This is a genomic window from Streptomyces sp. NPDC017676 (genome assembly GCF_044329325.1).
Lineage (GTDB): Bacteria > Actinomycetota > Actinomycetes > Streptomycetales > Streptomycetaceae > Streptomyces.
This window is the reverse complement of sequence record NZ_JBIRJA010000011.1, coordinates 269,370-285,797: the sequence shown is the minus strand read 5'-3', so window position 1 is coordinate 285,797 and position 16,428 is coordinate 269,370. Positions and strand designations below refer to the sequence as shown.

Genomic DNA, 16,428 nt, shown 5'->3' with positions numbered 1-16,428 from the left:
GGCCTCTCACTCGGACCAGCCCGCTCGGGGGCCGGGGCCCGGGCCGAGGTCGGGGTCGGTGTCGGTGTCGGGGCGGGACTCAGGGCGCCGGTCGGCGTCGTGCTCCGGCTGAGGCTCCGCCTGCGCCCCGGGGCGCGTCCCGGTGTGCTCCTTGGATGGCCGGGGTGCGGTGTCGGGGGCGGCGCCCTCGGGGCCGTTCCCGCCGGAGGTCTCCCGGGCGTTCTCCTGGGTTCCCGCCGCCTGCTTCAAGGCCGCCCAGCGGGAGGCGCGGGCGACGTCGTCGTGCCAGCCGGCGGTGAACGGCTCGGCGACCGGATCCGGAACCGGCGCGGGGACCGGAGCCGGGTACGAGGTCGGGAACGCGTCGTCGGCGGGGAGGACCTCGTACAGGTCCCCCTCCTCCGCCCCGGTCACACCGGCCACCGCGCCCGCCCGAGCGGCCGTACCCGCCCTGCCGTCCTTGCTCCGGGCCCACACCCTGAGCCTGCCCGCCGTGTCCCCGCTCCCGGTATCGCCGTCGGCCATGGCCGGCGCGCCCTCGCCGCGCCCCGCTTCACCGGCCGCCCCGCCCGGGTCCCGGCCCGTGGTCCCCGCCACCCCCGCGTCTTCCCCGGCCCCCGCCTCGACTCCCTCTCCCGTCCGCCTCGCCTTCCCCGCGACCGCCGGCGTCACCACCCCGGCACCGCCCTTCCCCGCGACCGCCGCCCCCCCGGCCGACGGCGTCGCCGCCCCCTTGCCGGCCTGTGCCGCCTTCAGCGCCGTGGCCCCCGGCCCCGAGCCCTCGGCCAGGGTGCCGTCGTGGCGCCGCAGCCAGGTGCGCAGCCGCCAGGCGCGGGCGATCAGGGCCACCGGCAGCGCGAACACCAGCGTCCAGACCCCGGCCGCGACCCCGGTCCGCCACCACGGCGGGCCGAAGCGGGACAGCGCGGCGACCCCCAGGGGGCCGCCCGCCAGCGCGGCGAGCAGGGCGAGGGCCACCGCGCAGACCAGTGCCGTCAGCAGCACCACCCCGGCGGTACGGCCGGCCGACCAGCGGGCCCGCGCCGGCCCCCCGGCCTCCGGCCGGCGCACGGCCGCCCGCGCCACGAACCACCCCGCCGTCATCCCGGCCACGGCCGGCACCACCCCCGCCACCCAGTTCTCCGGGGTACCGGCGCCCGGCTCCGGCACCGCGGCCAGCAGCGGGAACGGCGGCAGCAGCGGGGCCGGGTCGGAGGCGAGCGGGTGGACCAGGTGCCCGGCGCCGAGGAGGAAGCCGGGGCCGAGCGCGTACGAGGCGGCCCAGACGGCCGCGTTGGGGACCAGCGCGATCCCGAGCAGGAGTACGGCGAAACGTCCCGTCCAGCCCTGCGTCAACTGGAGGAAGGAGGCCCGCGCGGGCTCCCCGTGCCACACCAGTGACACCGCGACCAGCAGGGCGCCACCCCCGAACAGCACCGTCGTCGCGGCACCGGCGGCGCGTACGGCCGCGCTCAGCCGCGCCCACTCGTCCGTGCCGAACACCAGCCGCCGCACCGGTCCCGGCACCACCACCAGCGCGCTCAGCACCGGCTCGCGCGGACGGCCGTACGCCGACCACACCCCGGCACCGGCCGCGCCCGCCGCGACGAGCGGCAGACACACCGTCACCCCGATCCACTCCGTGCGCAGTTCACCCCGGGAGCAGTACAGCGCCGCGGCGACGCCGACACCCAGATAGCCCAGGACCACGCCCGTCCACGCCGTACGCGCCCGCACGGGTGGCGGGCCGTCCGGTTCGGCGGGCGCGTCGGTGGCGTCCCGCGCCGCCCGGTACAGCAGCCACAGCGGCAGTGCGAGCAGCAGCAGCGGGGTGACGCCGACGGGCATGGGCGCGCCGGAGAGCGTGTCGGTGCGGGTCAGTTCCACACCGTGCGCCAGCAGCCACAGGGCGGCGGCGATGTGCAGCGCGCCGTCCGGTCCGCTGTCCGGATAGGGCGAGCTGACCCACAGCATCATCACGAGCACGGCGAACGAGGCGAGGCCCAGTCCGGCCGCGACGGCACCGCCCAGCAGGCTCGCGCCGAGTCCGGGTGAGCGGTCGCGCATCCGGTTGGCCACGGGCGACATCGAGGAGCGGCGAACGGTCATCTGGATCACGCTCGCCATGCTCCCAACGACACGCGCTTTCCCGTCGTAACAGGCGAACCTCCGAAGTGTCGCTCAATATACGTTTATGTTCTTTTTCGTACAGAAGGGTGCATCGTGACGACACAGAGTCCCGAGCCGACGGCCCCTCAGAACCGTTCGCCCGAGGCGTGCCTGACGCCCGAACAGACACCCTCGCTGACTCCCGCTCAGGCCTTCGACGCGCTGTACGCCTTCTGCGCCCCCGCCCTCGTGCGCCAGACCTATCTGCTCACCGGGCGCCGGGAGCTGGCCCGCGAATCCGTGGAGCGGGCCTTCCAGACGGCCTGGCAGCGCTGGCCCGAGGTGGCCCGGGACCGCGACCCGGCCGGCTGGGTACGGGCGGTCGCGTACGACTGCGCGCTCTCCCCCTGGCACCGCTTCCGCCCCCGCTACCGCTCCCCGGAACCCCCGCCCGCCGACCCGGCCGACCAGGCCCTGCTGAACGCCCTGCTCAGGCTGCCGGCGTCGTACCGGCGCACGCTCGTGCTGTACGACGGTGTGGGCCTGGACCTGCCGGAGACGGCGGCGGAGACGGAGGCGAGCACACCGGCCGCCGCGAGCCGGCTGCTCCACGCCCGGGAGGCGGTGGCCGCGCTGCTGCCGGAACTGGCCGATCCGGAAACGCTGCACCGCCGCATGCTCGAACTGTCCTCCAGGGAGCGGCTGCGCGCGGAGAAGTCGACGACGGTACGGACCGGCAGCGAACGCCGCAACGTCTTCTGGACCCGGGCGGCCATCGCCTTCACCGTGACGATCATCGGCGCGACCACGCTCACGCTCCGCACCGCACCGACGCGCTACGAGGCCCCGGTCGCACCCGCGCAGGCGGTGCAGGGCGTTCCCCCGCCGGCCGGCCTGGGCCCGCTCTCCCGGCACGAGCAGGAACTGCGGACGAAGCTCCACCGGTCGGAGGCGAGCGGGCCGGAGAGGCTGGCTCCGGAGCCGAAGTGAGCGGTGACGCTCCAGGAAACGGCGGTAGGCCCGCCCCGGCGAGGGAACGGGCCTACCGACTGCGGAGAGGGGAGGTCAGGCGCTCAGGATCTCCCGGGCCAGCTTCGCCGTCTCGGTCGGGGTCTTGCCGACCTTGACGCCCGCGGCCTCCAGGGCCTCCTTCTTCGCCTGGGCGGTACCGGACGAGCCGGAGACGATGGCGCCGGCGTGGCCCATGGTCTTGCCCTCGGGCGCGGTGAAGCCCGCGACGTAACCGACGACCGGCTTGGTCACGTTCTCCTTGATGAACGCGGCCGCGCGCTCCTCGGCGTCGCCACCGATCTCACCGATCATCACGATCAGGTCGGTGTCGGGGTCGTCCTGGAACGCGGCCAGGGCGTCGATGTGCGTGGTGCCGATGATCGGGTCGCCACCGATGCCGACAGCGGTGGAGAAGCCGATGTCGCGCAGCTCGTACATCATCTGGTACGTCAGCGTGCCGGACTTCGACACCAGGCCGATGCGGCCCGGCTTGGTGATGTCGCCCGGGATGATGCCGACGTTCGACTGGCCCGGGGTGATGATGCCGGGGCAGTTCGGGCCGATGATCCGGGTCTTGTTGCCCTTCTTGCCGGCGTACGCCCAGAAGGCGGCCGTGTCGTGCACGGCGATGCCCTCGGTGATCACGACGGCCAGCGGGATCTCGGCGTCGATGGCCTCGACGACCGCGTCCTTGGTGAACTTCTCCGGCACGAAGATGACGGAGACGTTGGCGCCGGTCTTCTCGATGGCCTCCTTGACGGTGCCGAAGACGGGTACCTCGGTGCCGTCGAAGTCCACGGTCTGACCCGCCTTGCGCGGGTTCACGCCGCCCACGACGTTCGTGCCGTCCCCGAGCATGAGCTTGGTGTGCTTCATGCCGGTGGCGCCGGTCATGCCCTGGACGATGACCTTGCTGTCCTTGTTGAGCCAGATAGCCATGGTGGTTTGAGTCCTCGTCCTCGTGCTTACTTGGCGGCGGCCAGCTCGGCGGCCTTGTCGGCCGCGCCGTCCATGGTGTCGACGCGCTGCACCAGCGGGTGGTTGGCGTCCGTGAGGATCTTCCGGCCCAGCTCGGCGTTGTTGCCGTCGAGGCGGACGACGAGCGGCTTCTCGACCTTCTCCCCGCGGTCCTCCAGGAGCTTCAGGGCCTGCACGATGCCGTTGGCGACCTCGTCGCAGGCGGTGATGCCACCGAAGACGTTCACGAAGACGGACTTGACGTCCGGGTCGCCCAGGATGATCTCCAGGCCGTTCGCCATCACCTGGGCGGAGGCGCCGCCGCCGATGTCCAGGAAGTTGGCGGGCTTGACGCCACCGTGCTTCTCACCGGCGTACGCGACGACGTCCAGGGTGCTCATGACGAGACCGGCGCCGTTGCCGATGATGCCAACCTCGCCGTCGAGCTTGACGTAGTTGAGGTTCTTCTCCTTGGCGGCGGCCTCCAGCGGGTTGGCCGCGGCCTTGTCGTGGAGCGCCTCGTACTCGGGGTGACGGAACTCGGCGTTGTCGTCGAGCGACACCTTGCCGTCCAGCGCGATGACCTCACCGGAGGCGACCTTCGCGAGCGGGTTGACCTCGACGAGGAGGGCGTCCGACTTGATGAAGGTGTCCCACAGCTTGACGAGGACGTTCGCGACCTTGTCCGCGACCTCGGCCGGGAACTGGGCGGCCTCCACGATCTCGCGGGCCTTGGCCTCGTCCACACCGTCGATCGGGTCGATCGGGGTCTTGGCGACGGCCTCCGGGCGGGTGGCCGCCACCTCCTCGATCTCCATGCCGCCCTCGACGGAGGCGATGGAGAGGAAGGTGCGGTTCGCACGGTCGAGGAGGAAGGAGACGTAGTACTCCTCGACGATCTCCGGAGCGGTCTCGGCGATCATGACCTTGTGGACCGTGTGGCCCTTGATGTCCATGCCGAGAATGTCCGTCGCGCGGGCGACGGCCTCGTCCGGGGAGGCGGCCAGCTTGACGCCACCGGCCTTGCCGCGACCACCGACCTTCACCTGCGCCTTGACGACGGACTTGCCGCCCAGACGCTCGGTGATCTCGCGCGCCGCCTCAGGCGTGTCGATGACTTCACCGGCCAGCACCGGTACATCGTGCTTGGCGAAGAGGTCCCTCGCCTGGTACTCGAACAGGTCCACGCGCTTCCGTCCCTATCAGTGATCTCGCGGTTCGTTGGATGCGTGGGCGTGCCGCGAAGGGCAACGTGACGTCCGCTGTCACTAGGGAAGCGCACACGGTGTCCGAGCGCGCGGCATGTCCGTCTCGCAGGTTATCGCTGCTTGCGGGGGCCCTCTAAATCGCGGGTCACACCTGAGCGGTGATACCTGTCACATGATGCCGGTTTCCCTGGCACGGCGTGCCGCCTCCGCGTGCGGTACGGGCGTTGTGCGAGGCCTCACCGGGCTGGGGTTGACCCGGTGAGACCCCCCTGGCGGCCCCGGGTCGCCCCGGGGCCGGGGCGCTTGATCCCCACCCCAATGGGGACCACGCACCCCGTCCGCGGGGTTCCGCCCGGACGAGCCGACGGCTTTCGGCCACCCGGGCCGGCCACCCCGCGGAAGCTGTGCGCGGCACTGTGTGTGCTGTGCGCGCCACCCACTCCGGATACCGGGTGCCCCTTCCGGGCCGGTGTCACGCCGTCCGGTGTCACGCCGTCCGGTGTCACGCCGTCTCCGGTATCGGCAGGGGCCGTTTCTCCAGCGCGGCGGCCATCACCTCGGGGAACAGGTCGGGAGTGCAGGCGAAGGCCGGTGCGCCGAGCGCGGCCAGCGCCGCCGCGTGATCGCGGTCGTACGCGGGCGCCCCCTCGTCCGACAGCGCGAGCAGCGCCACGAACTGCGTCCCCGACGCCTTCATCGCCGCGACCCGCTTGAGCATCTCCTGGCGGATACCGCCCTCGAAGAGATCGCTGACCAGCACGACGACGGTCTCGGCCGGCCGGGTGATCTGCGCCTGGCAGTAGGCGAGCGCCCGGTTGATGTCCGTACCGCCGCCGAGCTGGGTGCCGAAGAGCACGTCGACCGGGTCATCGAGCTGGTCGGTCAGATCGACGACCGCCGTGTCGAAGACGACCAGCCGGGTGCTGAGGGACCGCATGGAGGCGAGGACCGCGCCGAACACCGACGCGTACACCACGGACGACGCCATCGACCCGGACTGGTCGATGCAGAGCACGACCTCCTTCTTCACCGACCGCGCGGCCCGCCCGTAGCCGATGAGCCGCTCCGGTACGACGGTGCGGTGCTCGGGCAGATAGTGCTTGAGGTTGGCCGCGACGGTGCGGTTCCAGTCGATGTCGTGGTGGCGCGGGCGGGTGACGCGGGCACTGCGGTCCAGGGCGCCGGTGAGGGTGGCCCGGGTGCGGGTGGCGAGCCGCTTCTCCAGGTCCTCCACCACCTTGCGCACGACCGCGCGGGCCGTCTCCCGGGTCGTCTCCGGCATCGCCTTGTGCAGCGAGAGCAACGTGCCGACCAGGTGCACGTCGGCCTCCACCGCCTCCAGCATCTCCGGCTCCAGCAGGAGGGACGCGAGGCCGAGGCGGTCGATGGCGTCGCGCTGCATGACCTGGACGACGGAGGACGGGAAGTAGCGGCGGATGTCCCCGAGCCAGCGCGCCACGGACGGCGCCGAGGCACCGAGCCCCGCCGACCGGTCCCGGCCCGACTGCGGCTTGTCACCCCTGCCGTAGAGCGCTGCCAGCGTGCCGTCCATCGCCGCGTCCCGCCCGGACAGCGCGTACCCGGTGCCGTCGGCCTGGTCCCCACCGAGCACAAGCCGCCACCGCCGCAGCCGCTCCCGCGCAGGGTCGACGCCCGCGGCCGACGCCGTCGACTCGCCCGTGCCGGCAGTCACGGCGGCCGTGACCGAGCTGTCCGCCGTGGCAGTGGCCGGGGCGGTGGCAGGGGCCGTGGCGGTTTCAGGAGCCTTGGCGGTGGCGGCCGAGCTGTCCGTCTTGGCCGTCCTGCATGTCCTGTTCGTCATGTGCCCACCCCCGTGAGGCAGTCGTCGTACGTGGAATCGGGTGGCGTCTCGTGTATCGCTTCGCGCGTCGCGCCCGGTGGAGGGGTGTGCGTGGCGCCGTGCGACGGGGTGTCCGTCGCCTCACGTGCCGCGCTCGCGCCATGCGGAGAGCTGTGCGCCGGGGCGGGCACCGCCGTGTCGAGGCGCGCGTCCAGGCCGAGCAGCAGCCGCAGTACCGGGAGGACGGCGTCGGCACGCCCGGTGTCCGGTTCGGCGGCGAAGCCGGGGATCGTGGCTCCCTGGACGGTGTCCCCGCCGGGCCGGCCTGCGGGGCCGCGCCGGACCAGTTCACCGAGGGTTCTGCGCACCCCCGGCTCGTACGCCGCGAAGGTGCGCCGCAGCAGCGGCAGTACGTCCGTGAAGGCGTCCGCCGGAACCCCGGTCAGCCAGGTGTCCAGCAGGGCGAGCAGCCGCTCGTCGTGCACGAGCAGCAGGCCACCCCCGCCACCGGCGAAGCCCTCCACCCAGGCGGCGGCAGCGGCGGGCGGCGTGCCCGGCGACAGCGCGAGCCCCATCAGCCGGGCCGCCTCCTCGGGTGCCAGTGCCCCGTCGTCCAGCAACAGCCGCACGGCCCGGCCCCGGATGACACCGGGCGCGGTGTCCCGCAGGGACAGCACCCGCAACACGGCCCGCCAACGCTCCCGCAGCCCTCCACCGCCGGCAACCGCACCGGCACCACGGCCGGCCGCCCCCGCAGCCGCACCGGCGCCGCCCCCGCCCACACCGGCGGACGCACCGGCGCCCCCGCCGGCCGCGCCCGCACCTCCCGCAGGGCCAGGGGCGCCATCACCATCCGTCCCCGCAGCCGCACCGGCGCCTCCTCCGCCACTCCCCGCACGGCCAGGGGCGCCATCACCATCCGTCCCCGCAGCCGCACCAGCGCCGCTCCCACTCCTACCGGCGGACACACCGGCGCCCTCACCTGCCGCCCCCGCGGCCACACCGGGCAGGCTCTCCGTCAGTAGTCCCACTGCCGTGTGCACGGCGTCCACATGGCCGCGCATTTCCTCGGCCGCGTCGGTGTCGAGTGCGACGCAGGCCGGGGGCAGGCCGACGAAGACGCGTTCGGCGAGGCCCGCAGCGACCTCGGCCAGCGCGCCGGTGTCGGTGCCGCGCACGTCGCCGTAGCGCAGCGAGCGGACCAGGGCGGGCAGGGCCTGGGCGAGGTGGCCGACGTCGGTGTCCAGGGCCGCCCGGTCGGCGAGCACCCGCATGACCACGGGCAGCGCGTCCGGCAGCCCGGCCAGCAGGCACTGTTCGGCCAGCGCGGTGACGTCGGCGAGTGCTTCCGCCCCCGTGGCGTCCGCCTCCGCCTTGGCCCGTGCCGCCGCGTGGACGGTCGTCCCCCACACGCCGGCCTCGGCGACCCGCACCGACAGCTCGGGCTCCCAGCGCAGCCGCCAGGTCTCCCGGAACGTGCCCGTGCTCCCCCGGGACCGGGCCGGCTCGCCCCAGCAGACGCCGAGCAGCCGCAGCCGGTGCAGCAGCCTGCTGCGGTCGGCGTCGGTGTCCCCGCGCAGGTCCAGCTCCAGCTCACGCTCCAGCGCCTCGGGTTTCAGCCGCAGCGACCGCTGCTGCCGGGCCAGGTCGCGCTGCAACGGCACCGCGGGCGCCGACTCCGGGACCTCGCCCAGGGCGTCCCCGACCACCAGCCGGTCGTGCACCAGCGCCAGCGGCACGTCCGAGCCGTCGCACAGCACCGCCCGCACCGCGTCGGTGGTCTCCCCCAGGCCGGGCAGCGGGCGGCCCCGCAGCGCGGCCAGGGTCTCCGCGAGCCGTACGGCCTCGATGACGTGCGCGGAGGACACGATCCGGTCCTCCTCGCGCAGCAGCCGGGCCACCTTGGTCAACCACCGCTCGACCGGCCGGTCGGGCGCGTGGAACAGATGCCCGTACCAGCCGGGCGAGTCGATGCCGGCGCCGTAGCCGCCGGACCGGGCCAGCCTGCGGTGCGTCCACGGCACCCAGGTCAGGTCGGTCCTGGTCCTGGGCAGCCCCTTGAGCAGCGCCCGGTCGGCGGTGACGGTGGTCCGCTCGCGCAGCGCGGGCACGTGCCAGGCCCCGCAGACCACAGCCACGGCGTCGCCGAACTCCTTGCGCGCGTCCCGGAGCCTGAGCCGCATGTGTGCCTCGCGGACGAGGTCCCGGGGTCGCCCGCCGGCGCCGTACCGCTCGCGCAGCGCTCCCATGGCCTCCGCCACCGCCGCGAACGGCGCGAAGGGGTCACGGGCGCCCGGCCCCCGGTGCTCGACGACGTCCTCCCACCAGCGCTCGGGATCGTCGTACCCGGCCGCCTCCGCGAGCACGGCGAGGGGGTCGACACGGATCTGGTCATCGTGACCGGAGCCGGGATCGGGTGCGGGCCCGGGCTCTCCTGTGTCGTCGCCGTCGTCGCCGTCGTCGCCGTTGTTGCCGTTGTTGCCGCCGTCGTGACCCGACTCGCCCGCTTCCTTCTGCCACGCCAGCGTGTGCGTGGCCGGCAGGTCGATGAAGCGGGCCGGTACGCCCTGTTCCAGGGCCCACCGGATGGCCACCCACTCGGGACTGAACTCCGCGAACGGCCAGAAGGCCGAGCGGCCGGGCTCGTCCACGGCGTGGGCGAGCAGGGCGACCGGAGGCCGCAGGCCCGGGTCGGCGGCCAGCGGGATCAACGCGTCGGCCTCGGGCGGTCCCTCGATCAGGACGACGGCCGGCCGGGCGGCGTTCAGCGCGGCCCGCACCGCGCGCGCGGAACCGGGCCCGTGGTGCCGGACTCCGAGCAGCAGCGGCCCGGAGGCGTACGCCGTGCTCCCGCCGGTCCCGGTCATGCGCTCACCTCCCGGCAGGCGCGGTAGAAGTCGGTCCAGCCCTCGCGCTCACGGACGACCGTCTCCAGGTACTCCTGCCAGACGACCCGGTCGGCCGCCGGGTCCCGGACGACGGCGCCCAGGATGCCGGCGGCGATGTCCCCGGGGCGCAGCACACCGTCGCCGAAGTGGGTGGCGAGCGCGAGGCCGTTCGTGACGACGGAGATCGCCTCCGCCGTGGACAGCGTGCCGCTGGGCGACTTCAGCTTGGTGCGGCCGTCGGCGGTGATGCCGTCGCGCAGCTCGCGGAAGACGGTGACGACCCGGCGGATCTCCTCGATGCCGTCGGGCGCGGCCGGCAGGTCGAGGGAGCGGCCGAGTTGCTCGACCCGGCGGGTGACGATGTCGACCTCGGCGTCGGCGCTCTCCGGCAGCGGCAGCACCACGGTGTTGAAGCGGCGGCGCAGGGCGCTGGAGAGGTCGTTGACCCCGCGGTCGCGGTCGTTGGCGGTGGCGATGAGGTTGAAGCCGCGGACCGCCTGGACCTCTTGGCCGAGCTCGGGGATGGGCAGGGTCTTCTCGGACAGGATCGTGATGAGCGTGTCCTGCACATCGGCCGGGATGCGGGTCAGCTCCTCCACCCGGGCCGTCATGCCCTCGGCCATGGCGCGCATGACGGGGCTGGGCACGAGCGCGTCGCGGCTCGGGCCGTGCGCGAGGAGCTGCGCGTAGTTCCAGCCGTACCGGATCGCCTCCTCCGGCGTGCCGGCCGTGCCCTGCACCAGCAGGGTCGAGTCACCGCTCACGGCGGCGGCCAGGTGTTCCGACACCCAGGTCTTGGCGGTGCCGGGCACACCGAGCAGGAGCAGGGCGCGGTCGGTGGCGAGCGTGGTGACAGCGACCTCGACGATGCGGCGCGGGCCCACGTACTTCGGTGTGATCACCGTGCCGTCCGGCAGGGTGCCGCCGAGCAGGTACGTCGCCACCGCCCACGGCGACAGCTTCCAGCGGGCCGGGCGCGGGCGGTCGTCCTGGGCGGCGAGCGCGGCGAGTTCGGCCGCGAAGGCGTGCTCGGCGTGCGGTCGCAGCGCCTGCGCGGTCTCGTCGCGGTCGGGTGCGGCGGTCGTCGGTTCCACGGACACAGACATGGCTGAGGCCCCCTCCAGCTCGGCCGGTTCGGATCTGGCATCCACCGTGCACCACGCCACTGACAATCGCTCTGACCAGCACAAACGTGCTCGCCGGACCGATTGTCAGTGGCGGGACCTACCGTCGGAGACATGACTGAGCAGGGGGTGCGCTGGACCGCGGACCAGGTGCTGGCACTGGCGCCTGACGCCGCGTCACGCAAGGCGGGCAGCAAACTCGCCGTGGCCGGGCCGTGGTCCGGGACGGGCAGCGGAGAGGGGACGGTGTGGGGGCTGTGCAAGGGCAGCGGCAGCAGGCCGTACCAGACGGTGGTGGACCTGGCCGACGCGGCCGGGCCGGCGTACAGGTGCAGTTGTCCGAGCCGTAAGTTCCCGTGCAAGCACGCGCTCGGGCTGCTTCTGCTGTGGGCGGGTGACGACGGCGCGGTGCCGGCCGCCGCGCAGCCGCCGGAGTGGGCCGGGCAGTGGCTCGCGGGCCGGCGCGGACGTGCCGAGACCCAGCGCAAGCAAGCCGAGGGGGGTCCGGCCGCCGGGCCCGCCGATCCGGAGGCGGCCCGGCGGCGGGCCGAACGCCGGGCCGAGCGGGTCACGGCGGGCGCGAGCGAACTGGAGCAGCGCCTGGCCGACCTGCTGCGCGGCGGTCTGGCCGCGGTCGAACACGCGGGGTACGGCCTGTGGGACGAGACGGCGGCCCGCATGGTCGACGCCCAGGCGCCAGGACTGGCCGCACGCGTCCGGGAACTGGGGGCGGTCCCGGCGTCCGGCGCGGGCTGGCCGGCGCGGCTGCTGGAGGAGTGCGCGCTGCTGCACCTGCTCGACCAGGGCTGGCTGCACCGCGACCGGCTGCCGGACGGCCTCGCGGCCACGGTCCGCTCCCGGCTCGGCCTGCCCGCCACGCCGGACGGCCCGCCGGTGCGCGACCGCTGGCTGGTCCTCGCCCAGTACGACAAGGTGGACCCGAAACTGACGACGCGCCGGATATGGCTGCACGGCGCCGAGTCCGGCGGTACCCGGCTGCTGCTGTCCTACGGAGCGGCGGGCCGGGCACCTGAGCTGTCCCTGCCGGTGGGCCTCGCCCTGGAGGCGGAGCTGACGGCGTATCCGGGCTCCGGCCGGTCCCGGGCCGCCCTGGGCGTGCGGTTCGCCCCGCCGGCCCCGGCCGCGTTCCGCCCACCCGGCGTGACGACGGCCGAGGCGGCGGCCCGGTACGGCGAGGCCCTGCGTGACGACCCGTGGCTGGACGCGGTCCCCGTGACCCTGGACCGGGTGACGCCCGTCCCGGACGGTGAGGGCTGGCAACTGGCCGACGCGGACACGGACACGGCCCTGCCGGTGACCCGGGCCGCCCGCTCCCGGCCCGGCCTGTGGCGACTGGTCGCCCTGTCCGGCGGCGCCCCCGTCACGGTCTTCGGCGAGTGCGGCCACCGCGGCTTCACCCCGCTCACGGCCTGGGCGGGGGGAGAGGGCGAGGCGGTGCCGCTGTGCTGAACCCTGCGGGCGAACGCGGAAGGGAAGAAGGCGGAAGGACAGCAGGAGGGGAAGGGAACGTGATGAACGGGGCACCGCCCAGCGACGGGACACGGGGTGACGGGGACGCGGCCGATCCGGGGCACTCCTGGGAGAAGCCGGCGAGCACCGCGGACGACTCAATCGACTCCTCCGCAGACCGCCCACAGGCCCCGGCGCCCTCCCAGCCGGCCCCGGCACCCTCCTGGGAGGACCTGGTCACCACCGCGCTCCTCGGTACCGACCGGCGTGCCCCGGCGCATGTCGTGCCGGGTCGCCCGGCCCCGGTGGCGCTGCTCGACGCGGCGGCCGTCGCGACCGTACGGCGGCGGGCCGGGTTGCGGCCCGCTCGGGCGGCGCGGCGGCCCGCTCCGGCACCCGTCGATCCACGCCCCTCCCTGCCCGCACCGGCGGCCCGCCGACTCACCACCCTGCTGGCCGACCGGTCCGGCGGCGCGGCCGGCGGCCGGCGGGGCAGCTCCCCGGACCTCATGGAGCTGCTCCCCCAGTGGCTCGCGGCGGCCAACGCGCACGGGTACGCGGCACCCCCGCAGCTGCTGCCCGCACTGCTGGACGCGGCCAGGGGCCGCACGGACCTGCGTCCGGCGGCGCTGGCCTTCGCCGGCCCGCGCGCGCTGTGGCTGGCCCGACTGAACCCGGACTGGCGGTTCGCCCTGCGCGCGGCCCCGGGGGGCGGCGCGGCGCTGCCCGATCCGGAGGACGCCGAGGCGGTGCACCGGTTGTGGGAGGAGGGGCTGTTCGCCGAGCGGGCGGCGCTGCTGGGGGCCCTGCGCGCCCGCACGCCCGCGCTGGGCCGTGAGTTGCTGGCGTCGACGTGGGCGACGGAGCGGGCGGAGGACCGGCTGATGTTCCTCGACTCCCTGCGCACGGGCCTGTCGGACGCGGACGAACCCTTCCTTGAGCGGGCGTTGGGCGACCGCAGCCGCAATGTCCGGGCGACTGCGGCGGAACTGCTGTCGGCGCTGCCGGACTCGGCGCTCGCCGCACGGATGGCCGTACGGGCCTCGGCGTGTGTGGCCCTGGACCGTACGGGGAGCGGGCCGGCGATCGCGGTGGAGGCGCCGCTCGAATGCGACGCGGCCATGGAGCGGGACGGGGTCGTGGCCGCACCGCCCGCGGGCCGGGGGGAACGGTCGTGGTGGCTGGGCCAGTTGGTGGAGGCCGCCCCGCTCGGCGCCTGGTCGCAGCGGCTCGGCGGGCGCACGCCCCAGGAGATCGTGGCGCTGCCGGTGGCGGACGGCTGGCAGGGTGAGCTGCACGCGGCCTGGTGCCGGGCGGCGGTACGGCAGCGGGACGCCGCCTGGTCGCGGGCGCTGCTCGGGTCGCCGTCGGCACCGGAGGCCGGCGGGCCGGGCGCGGTGTCCCTGGCGGAGCGGGCGAAGCTGCTGGCCGCGCTGGATCCGGCGGAACGGGCGGCGTGGGTCGCCGGGTTCATCGCCACGCACGGCCTGTCGGAGGCGTTCCAGTTGCTCGGGGTGTGTGCCGTCCCCTGGGCTCCCCCGCTGGGCCGGGCGGTCGTGGACGCCCTGAACATCGCTCGGGACGCGGGCAGTTACCCGTGGTCCTTCAGCGGGGTGATGGGGCTGGCGGAGCGCTGCCTGGACCCGGCGGAGGCCGTCCGGCTGGAGGCGCTGCTGGCGGTGCCCGACGAGCGGGAGGACGCCGCGCCCGGGGCCGGCGGGTACTGGGCGGAGGCGTTCCAGCGGCTGGTCACGACCCTGCGGCTGCGGGCGACGATGACCCGGGAACTGACCCAGCCCGCCCCGGCCACACCACCGCCGAGCCCACCCGCGCAACCGCCGGAACCTCCGGCACGGCCACGGGAGGCAGCCGCGTAACCCGCAAAGGAGCCACCCGGCCGCCGGGGGCAGGCGCGGAACGGCCGGGGGCACCACGTAACGTCCGAGGCCGGCCGCCGCCTACCGAGCATGAGCAGCCGCGGAACCGCCGGCAGCAATCGCGGAACGGCACCGCCGGCAGCAGTCGCGGAACCGCTCGACGAGGGGCAGTCGCGTAATGGCTCGGCGAGAGGCAGTCGCGTAACGGACCGATCGAGGGACGGTCGCGCAACGGCCCAGGTCAGCCACCTGCCGGGCGGAAACGGACCCCCACCGCCGGGGACAGACCAGCAGCCGTGGAAGCAGCCCCAAATCCCCCGGAAGCCGCCCCGCAACCCCCGGAAGCAACCCCGCACCCACACCCCCGGAAGCCGCCGCGCAACCGCCGGAGGCACTCGCTCAGCCCCCCGACGCCGCCGGCTGGCGGACGTTCTCGCGGACCCACTCCACGATCGACGCGGTGGTCGCCCCGGGGGTGAAGATCTCCGCCACGCCCTTCTGCTTCAGCGGCGGGATGTCCTCGTCCGGGATGATGCCGCCGCCGAAGACGAGGATGTCCTCGGCCTCCCGCTCCCGGAGCAGCTCGATGACCGCGGCGAACAGCGTGTTGTGGGCGCCGGAGAGGATGGACAGGCCGATCGCGTCGGCGTCCTCCTGGATGGCGGTGTCGACGATCTGTTCCGGCGTCTGGTGGAGCCCGGTGTAGATGACCTCCATACCGGCGTCGCGCAGGGCCCGCGCGATGACCTTGGCCCCACGATCGTGGCCGTCGAGCCCCGGCTTGGCGACCACCACGCGGATCGGACCGGCTGCCACACCCATCACTGCCTCCATCAAGCGACCACGGAAGCGATCGCTTCCGTCCGTATCGACAAGTACCGCACTTTTGGCGCGTTCCGCCACCGTCGCGAAGTGAACGAACGTTATCTCCAGCATCCCGCAAGCGGCAGTTTTACGGTGCGCTCCGAGGGGGAAATCACATGGTGGGACATGAGGGCACACGGGGGTCGAGCCGTCCCCCGGTGTGCCGACAGGAGGTGCCCATGAAGGTCACCGGGGTTTTGCCGCTCTCCTTCCTCCCGCTCTGCCGCCGTCTGTGGCCCGGCAGACTGGCCGGACTGTCCATGACGCTGCTGCGGGCGACGGCCCTGGAGGCGGCGATCCTGGCGGGCCACCTCCTGCTGTATCCGACCGGCCTGATCCAGGAGCGGCGCTCCGGCGTCCTGCCCGCCCCGGACGGCGCCGCCCGGCTGCCGGTCCGCCCCGCGTCGCCGGTCGTCCTGCTGCACGGCTTCATCGACAACCGATCGGTGTTCGTCCTGCTCCGCCGCACCCTCGCCCAGCACGGCAGGCACCGGGTGGAGTCACTCAACTACTCGCCGCTGACCTGCGACATTCGCATCGCGGCCGAGCTGCTCGGCCGGCACATCGAGGAGATCTGCGAGCGCACCGGCAGTGCCCGGGTCGACATCGTCGGGCACAGCCTCGGGGGCCTGATAGCGCGCTACTACACCCAGTGCCTGGGCGGTGACCTGCGGGTACGCACGCTGGTCACCCTCGGCACCCCGCACTCGGGGACCCGGGTGGCGCCACTGGCGGACGCGCACCCGATCGTGCGGCAGATGCGGCCCGGCTCCGCGGTCATCGAGGAACTGGCCCGGCCCGCCCCCGGCTGCCGGACCCGCTTCGTGAGCTTCTGGAGCGACCTGGACTCGCTGATGGACCCCTTGGAGTCGGCCCGACTGGAGCACCCGGACCTGGACGCGCAGAACGTCCGGGTGACCGGCATCGGCCATCTCGCCCTGCCCGTGCATCCCGCCGTAGCGGCCGGGATACGCGAGGCCCTGGACACCCCGCAATCCGAGGACCGGGCCGCCGGCGGCCTGACGGTGGCCTGACGGTGGCCTAGAGGCCCGGCCGCGACCGGAGCGCGGAGCCCGCGCACAGCGGACGCACCGCTCGGCGCACAGCCGACGCACCACC

Annotated in this window: 11 protein-coding genes; 4 read left to right on the top strand and 7 right to left on the bottom strand. The window is 74.4% G+C overall.

Going from position 1 to position 16,428, the window contains the following annotated elements; translation table 11 throughout:
- Positions 1-6: 6 nt before the first annotated feature.
- Positions 7-2,127 (bottom strand): DUF6350 family protein, encoded by a 2,121-nt coding sequence (locus ACH4LD_RS25395; protein WP_398056446.1) that lies wholly within the window; start codon positions 2,125-2,127, stop codon positions 7-9.
- A gap of 96 nt (positions 2,128-2,223) precedes the next feature.
- On the opposite strand from ACH4LD_RS25395, the gene ACH4LD_RS25390 reads away from it, so the two are divergent.
- Positions 2,224-3,099, top strand: a complete 876-nt coding sequence (locus tag ACH4LD_RS25390) for a sigma factor-like helix-turn-helix DNA-binding protein (RefSeq protein WP_398056447.1) — start codon at positions 2,224-2,226, stop codon at positions 3,097-3,099.
- A gap of 75 nt (positions 3,100-3,174) precedes the next feature.
- Here the strand turns inward: ACH4LD_RS25390 and sucD are convergent, their stop codons facing one another.
- From sucD to ACH4LD_RS25365, 5 genes are all read right to left on the bottom strand, one after another.
- The gene (sucD, locus tag ACH4LD_RS25385) at positions 3,175-4,059 is read right to left on the bottom strand and encodes a succinate--CoA ligase subunit alpha (protein WP_103817658.1); all 885 of its coding nucleotides are present in this window, start codon (positions 4,057-4,059) and stop codon (positions 3,175-3,177) included.
- Positions 4,060-4,085: 26 nt separating this feature from the next.
- Positions 4,086-5,264, bottom strand: coding sequence for an ADP-forming succinate--CoA ligase subunit beta (gene sucC / locus ACH4LD_RS25380; protein ID WP_132786829.1), 1,179 nt, complete (start codon positions 5,262-5,264; stop codon positions 4,086-4,088).
- A 523-nt stretch (positions 5,265-5,787) separates the two neighbouring features.
- Positions 5,788-7,107 carry a VWA domain-containing protein gene (locus ACH4LD_RS25375; protein WP_398056448.1) on the bottom strand — a complete coding sequence of 440 codons (1,320 nt, stop codon included), beginning with the start codon at positions 7,105-7,107 and terminating at the stop codon, positions 5,788-5,790.
- Complete coding sequence (locus ACH4LD_RS25370; RefSeq protein WP_398056449.1) at positions 7,104-9,953, bottom strand: DUF5682 family protein; 2,850 nt, start codon at positions 9,951-9,953, stop codon at positions 7,104-7,106. The genes ACH4LD_RS25375 and ACH4LD_RS25370 overlap by 4 nt, the downstream gene beginning before the upstream one ends.
- On the bottom strand, positions 9,950-11,080 hold the full coding sequence (locus ACH4LD_RS25365; RefSeq protein WP_398056450.1) for an AAA family ATPase: 1,131 nt from the start codon (positions 11,078-11,080) through the stop codon (positions 9,950-9,952). Before ACH4LD_RS25365 ends, ACH4LD_RS25370 begins: the two co-directional genes overlap by 4 nt.
- A 132-nt stretch (positions 11,081-11,212) precedes the next feature.
- Between ACH4LD_RS25365 and ACH4LD_RS25360 the strand changes: the two genes are divergently transcribed.
- Positions 11,213-12,568, top strand: coding sequence for an SWIM zinc finger family protein (locus ACH4LD_RS25360; RefSeq protein ID WP_398056451.1), 1,356 nt, complete (start codon positions 11,213-11,215; stop codon positions 12,566-12,568).
- Between the two features lie 62 nt (positions 12,569-12,630).
- Entirely contained in the window at positions 12,631-14,445 is a 1,815-nt protein-coding gene (locus ACH4LD_RS25355) for a DUF5691 domain-containing protein (protein ID WP_398056452.1), read from the top strand.
- 399 nt (positions 14,446-14,844) lie between these two features.
- On the opposite strand, the gene ACH4LD_RS25350 is transcribed toward ACH4LD_RS25355, so the two are convergent.
- A complete protein-coding gene (locus ACH4LD_RS25350) occupies positions 14,845-15,267 on the bottom strand; it encodes a cobalamin B12-binding domain-containing protein (RefSeq protein WP_398056453.1) in 423 nt (140 codons plus the stop codon).
- Between the two features lie 221 nt (positions 15,268-15,488).
- On the opposite strand from ACH4LD_RS25350, the gene ACH4LD_RS25345 reads away from it, so the two are divergent.
- On the top strand, positions 15,489-16,343 hold the full coding sequence (locus ACH4LD_RS25345; protein WP_398056454.1) for an esterase/lipase family protein: 855 nt from the start codon (positions 15,489-15,491) through the stop codon (positions 16,341-16,343).
- Positions 16,344-16,428: the final 85 nt, after the last annotated feature.

What these genes read in the sequence shown, in the direction of transcription:
- ACH4LD_RS25395 (WP_398056446.1), bottom strand. Translation starts at nt 2,127, where the DNA reads ATGGCGAGCGTGATCCAGATGACCGTTCGCCGCTCCTCGATGTCGCCC.
- sucD (WP_103817658.1), bottom strand. Translation starts at nt 4,059, where the DNA reads ATGGCTATCTGGCTCAACAAGGACAGCAAGGTCATCGTCCAGGGCATG.
- ACH4LD_RS25375 (WP_398056448.1), bottom strand. Translation starts at nt 7,107, where the DNA reads ATGACGAACAGGACATGCAGGACGGCCAAGACGGACAGCTCGGCCGCC.
- ACH4LD_RS25370 (WP_398056449.1), bottom strand. Translation starts at nt 9,953, where the DNA reads ATGACCGGGACCGGCGGGAGCACGGCGTACGCCTCCGGGCCGCTGCTG.
- ACH4LD_RS25365 (WP_398056450.1), bottom strand. Translation starts at nt 11,080, where the DNA reads ATGTCTGTGTCCGTGGAACCGACGACCGCCGCACCCGACCGCGACGAG.
- ACH4LD_RS25360 (WP_398056451.1), top strand. Translation starts at nt 11,213, where the DNA reads ATGACTGAGCAGGGGGTGCGCTGGACCGCGGACCAGGTGCTGGCACTG.
- ACH4LD_RS25355 (WP_398056452.1), top strand. Translation starts at nt 12,631, where the DNA reads ATGAACGGGGCACCGCCCAGCGACGGGACACGGGGTGACGGGGACGCG.
- ACH4LD_RS25350 (WP_398056453.1), bottom strand. Translation starts at nt 15,267, where the DNA reads ATGGGTGTGGCAGCCGGTCCGATCCGCGTGGTGGTCGCCAAGCCGGGG.
- ACH4LD_RS25345 (WP_398056454.1), top strand. Translation starts at nt 15,489, where the DNA reads ATGAAGGTCACCGGGGTTTTGCCGCTCTCCTTCCTCCCGCTCTGCCGC.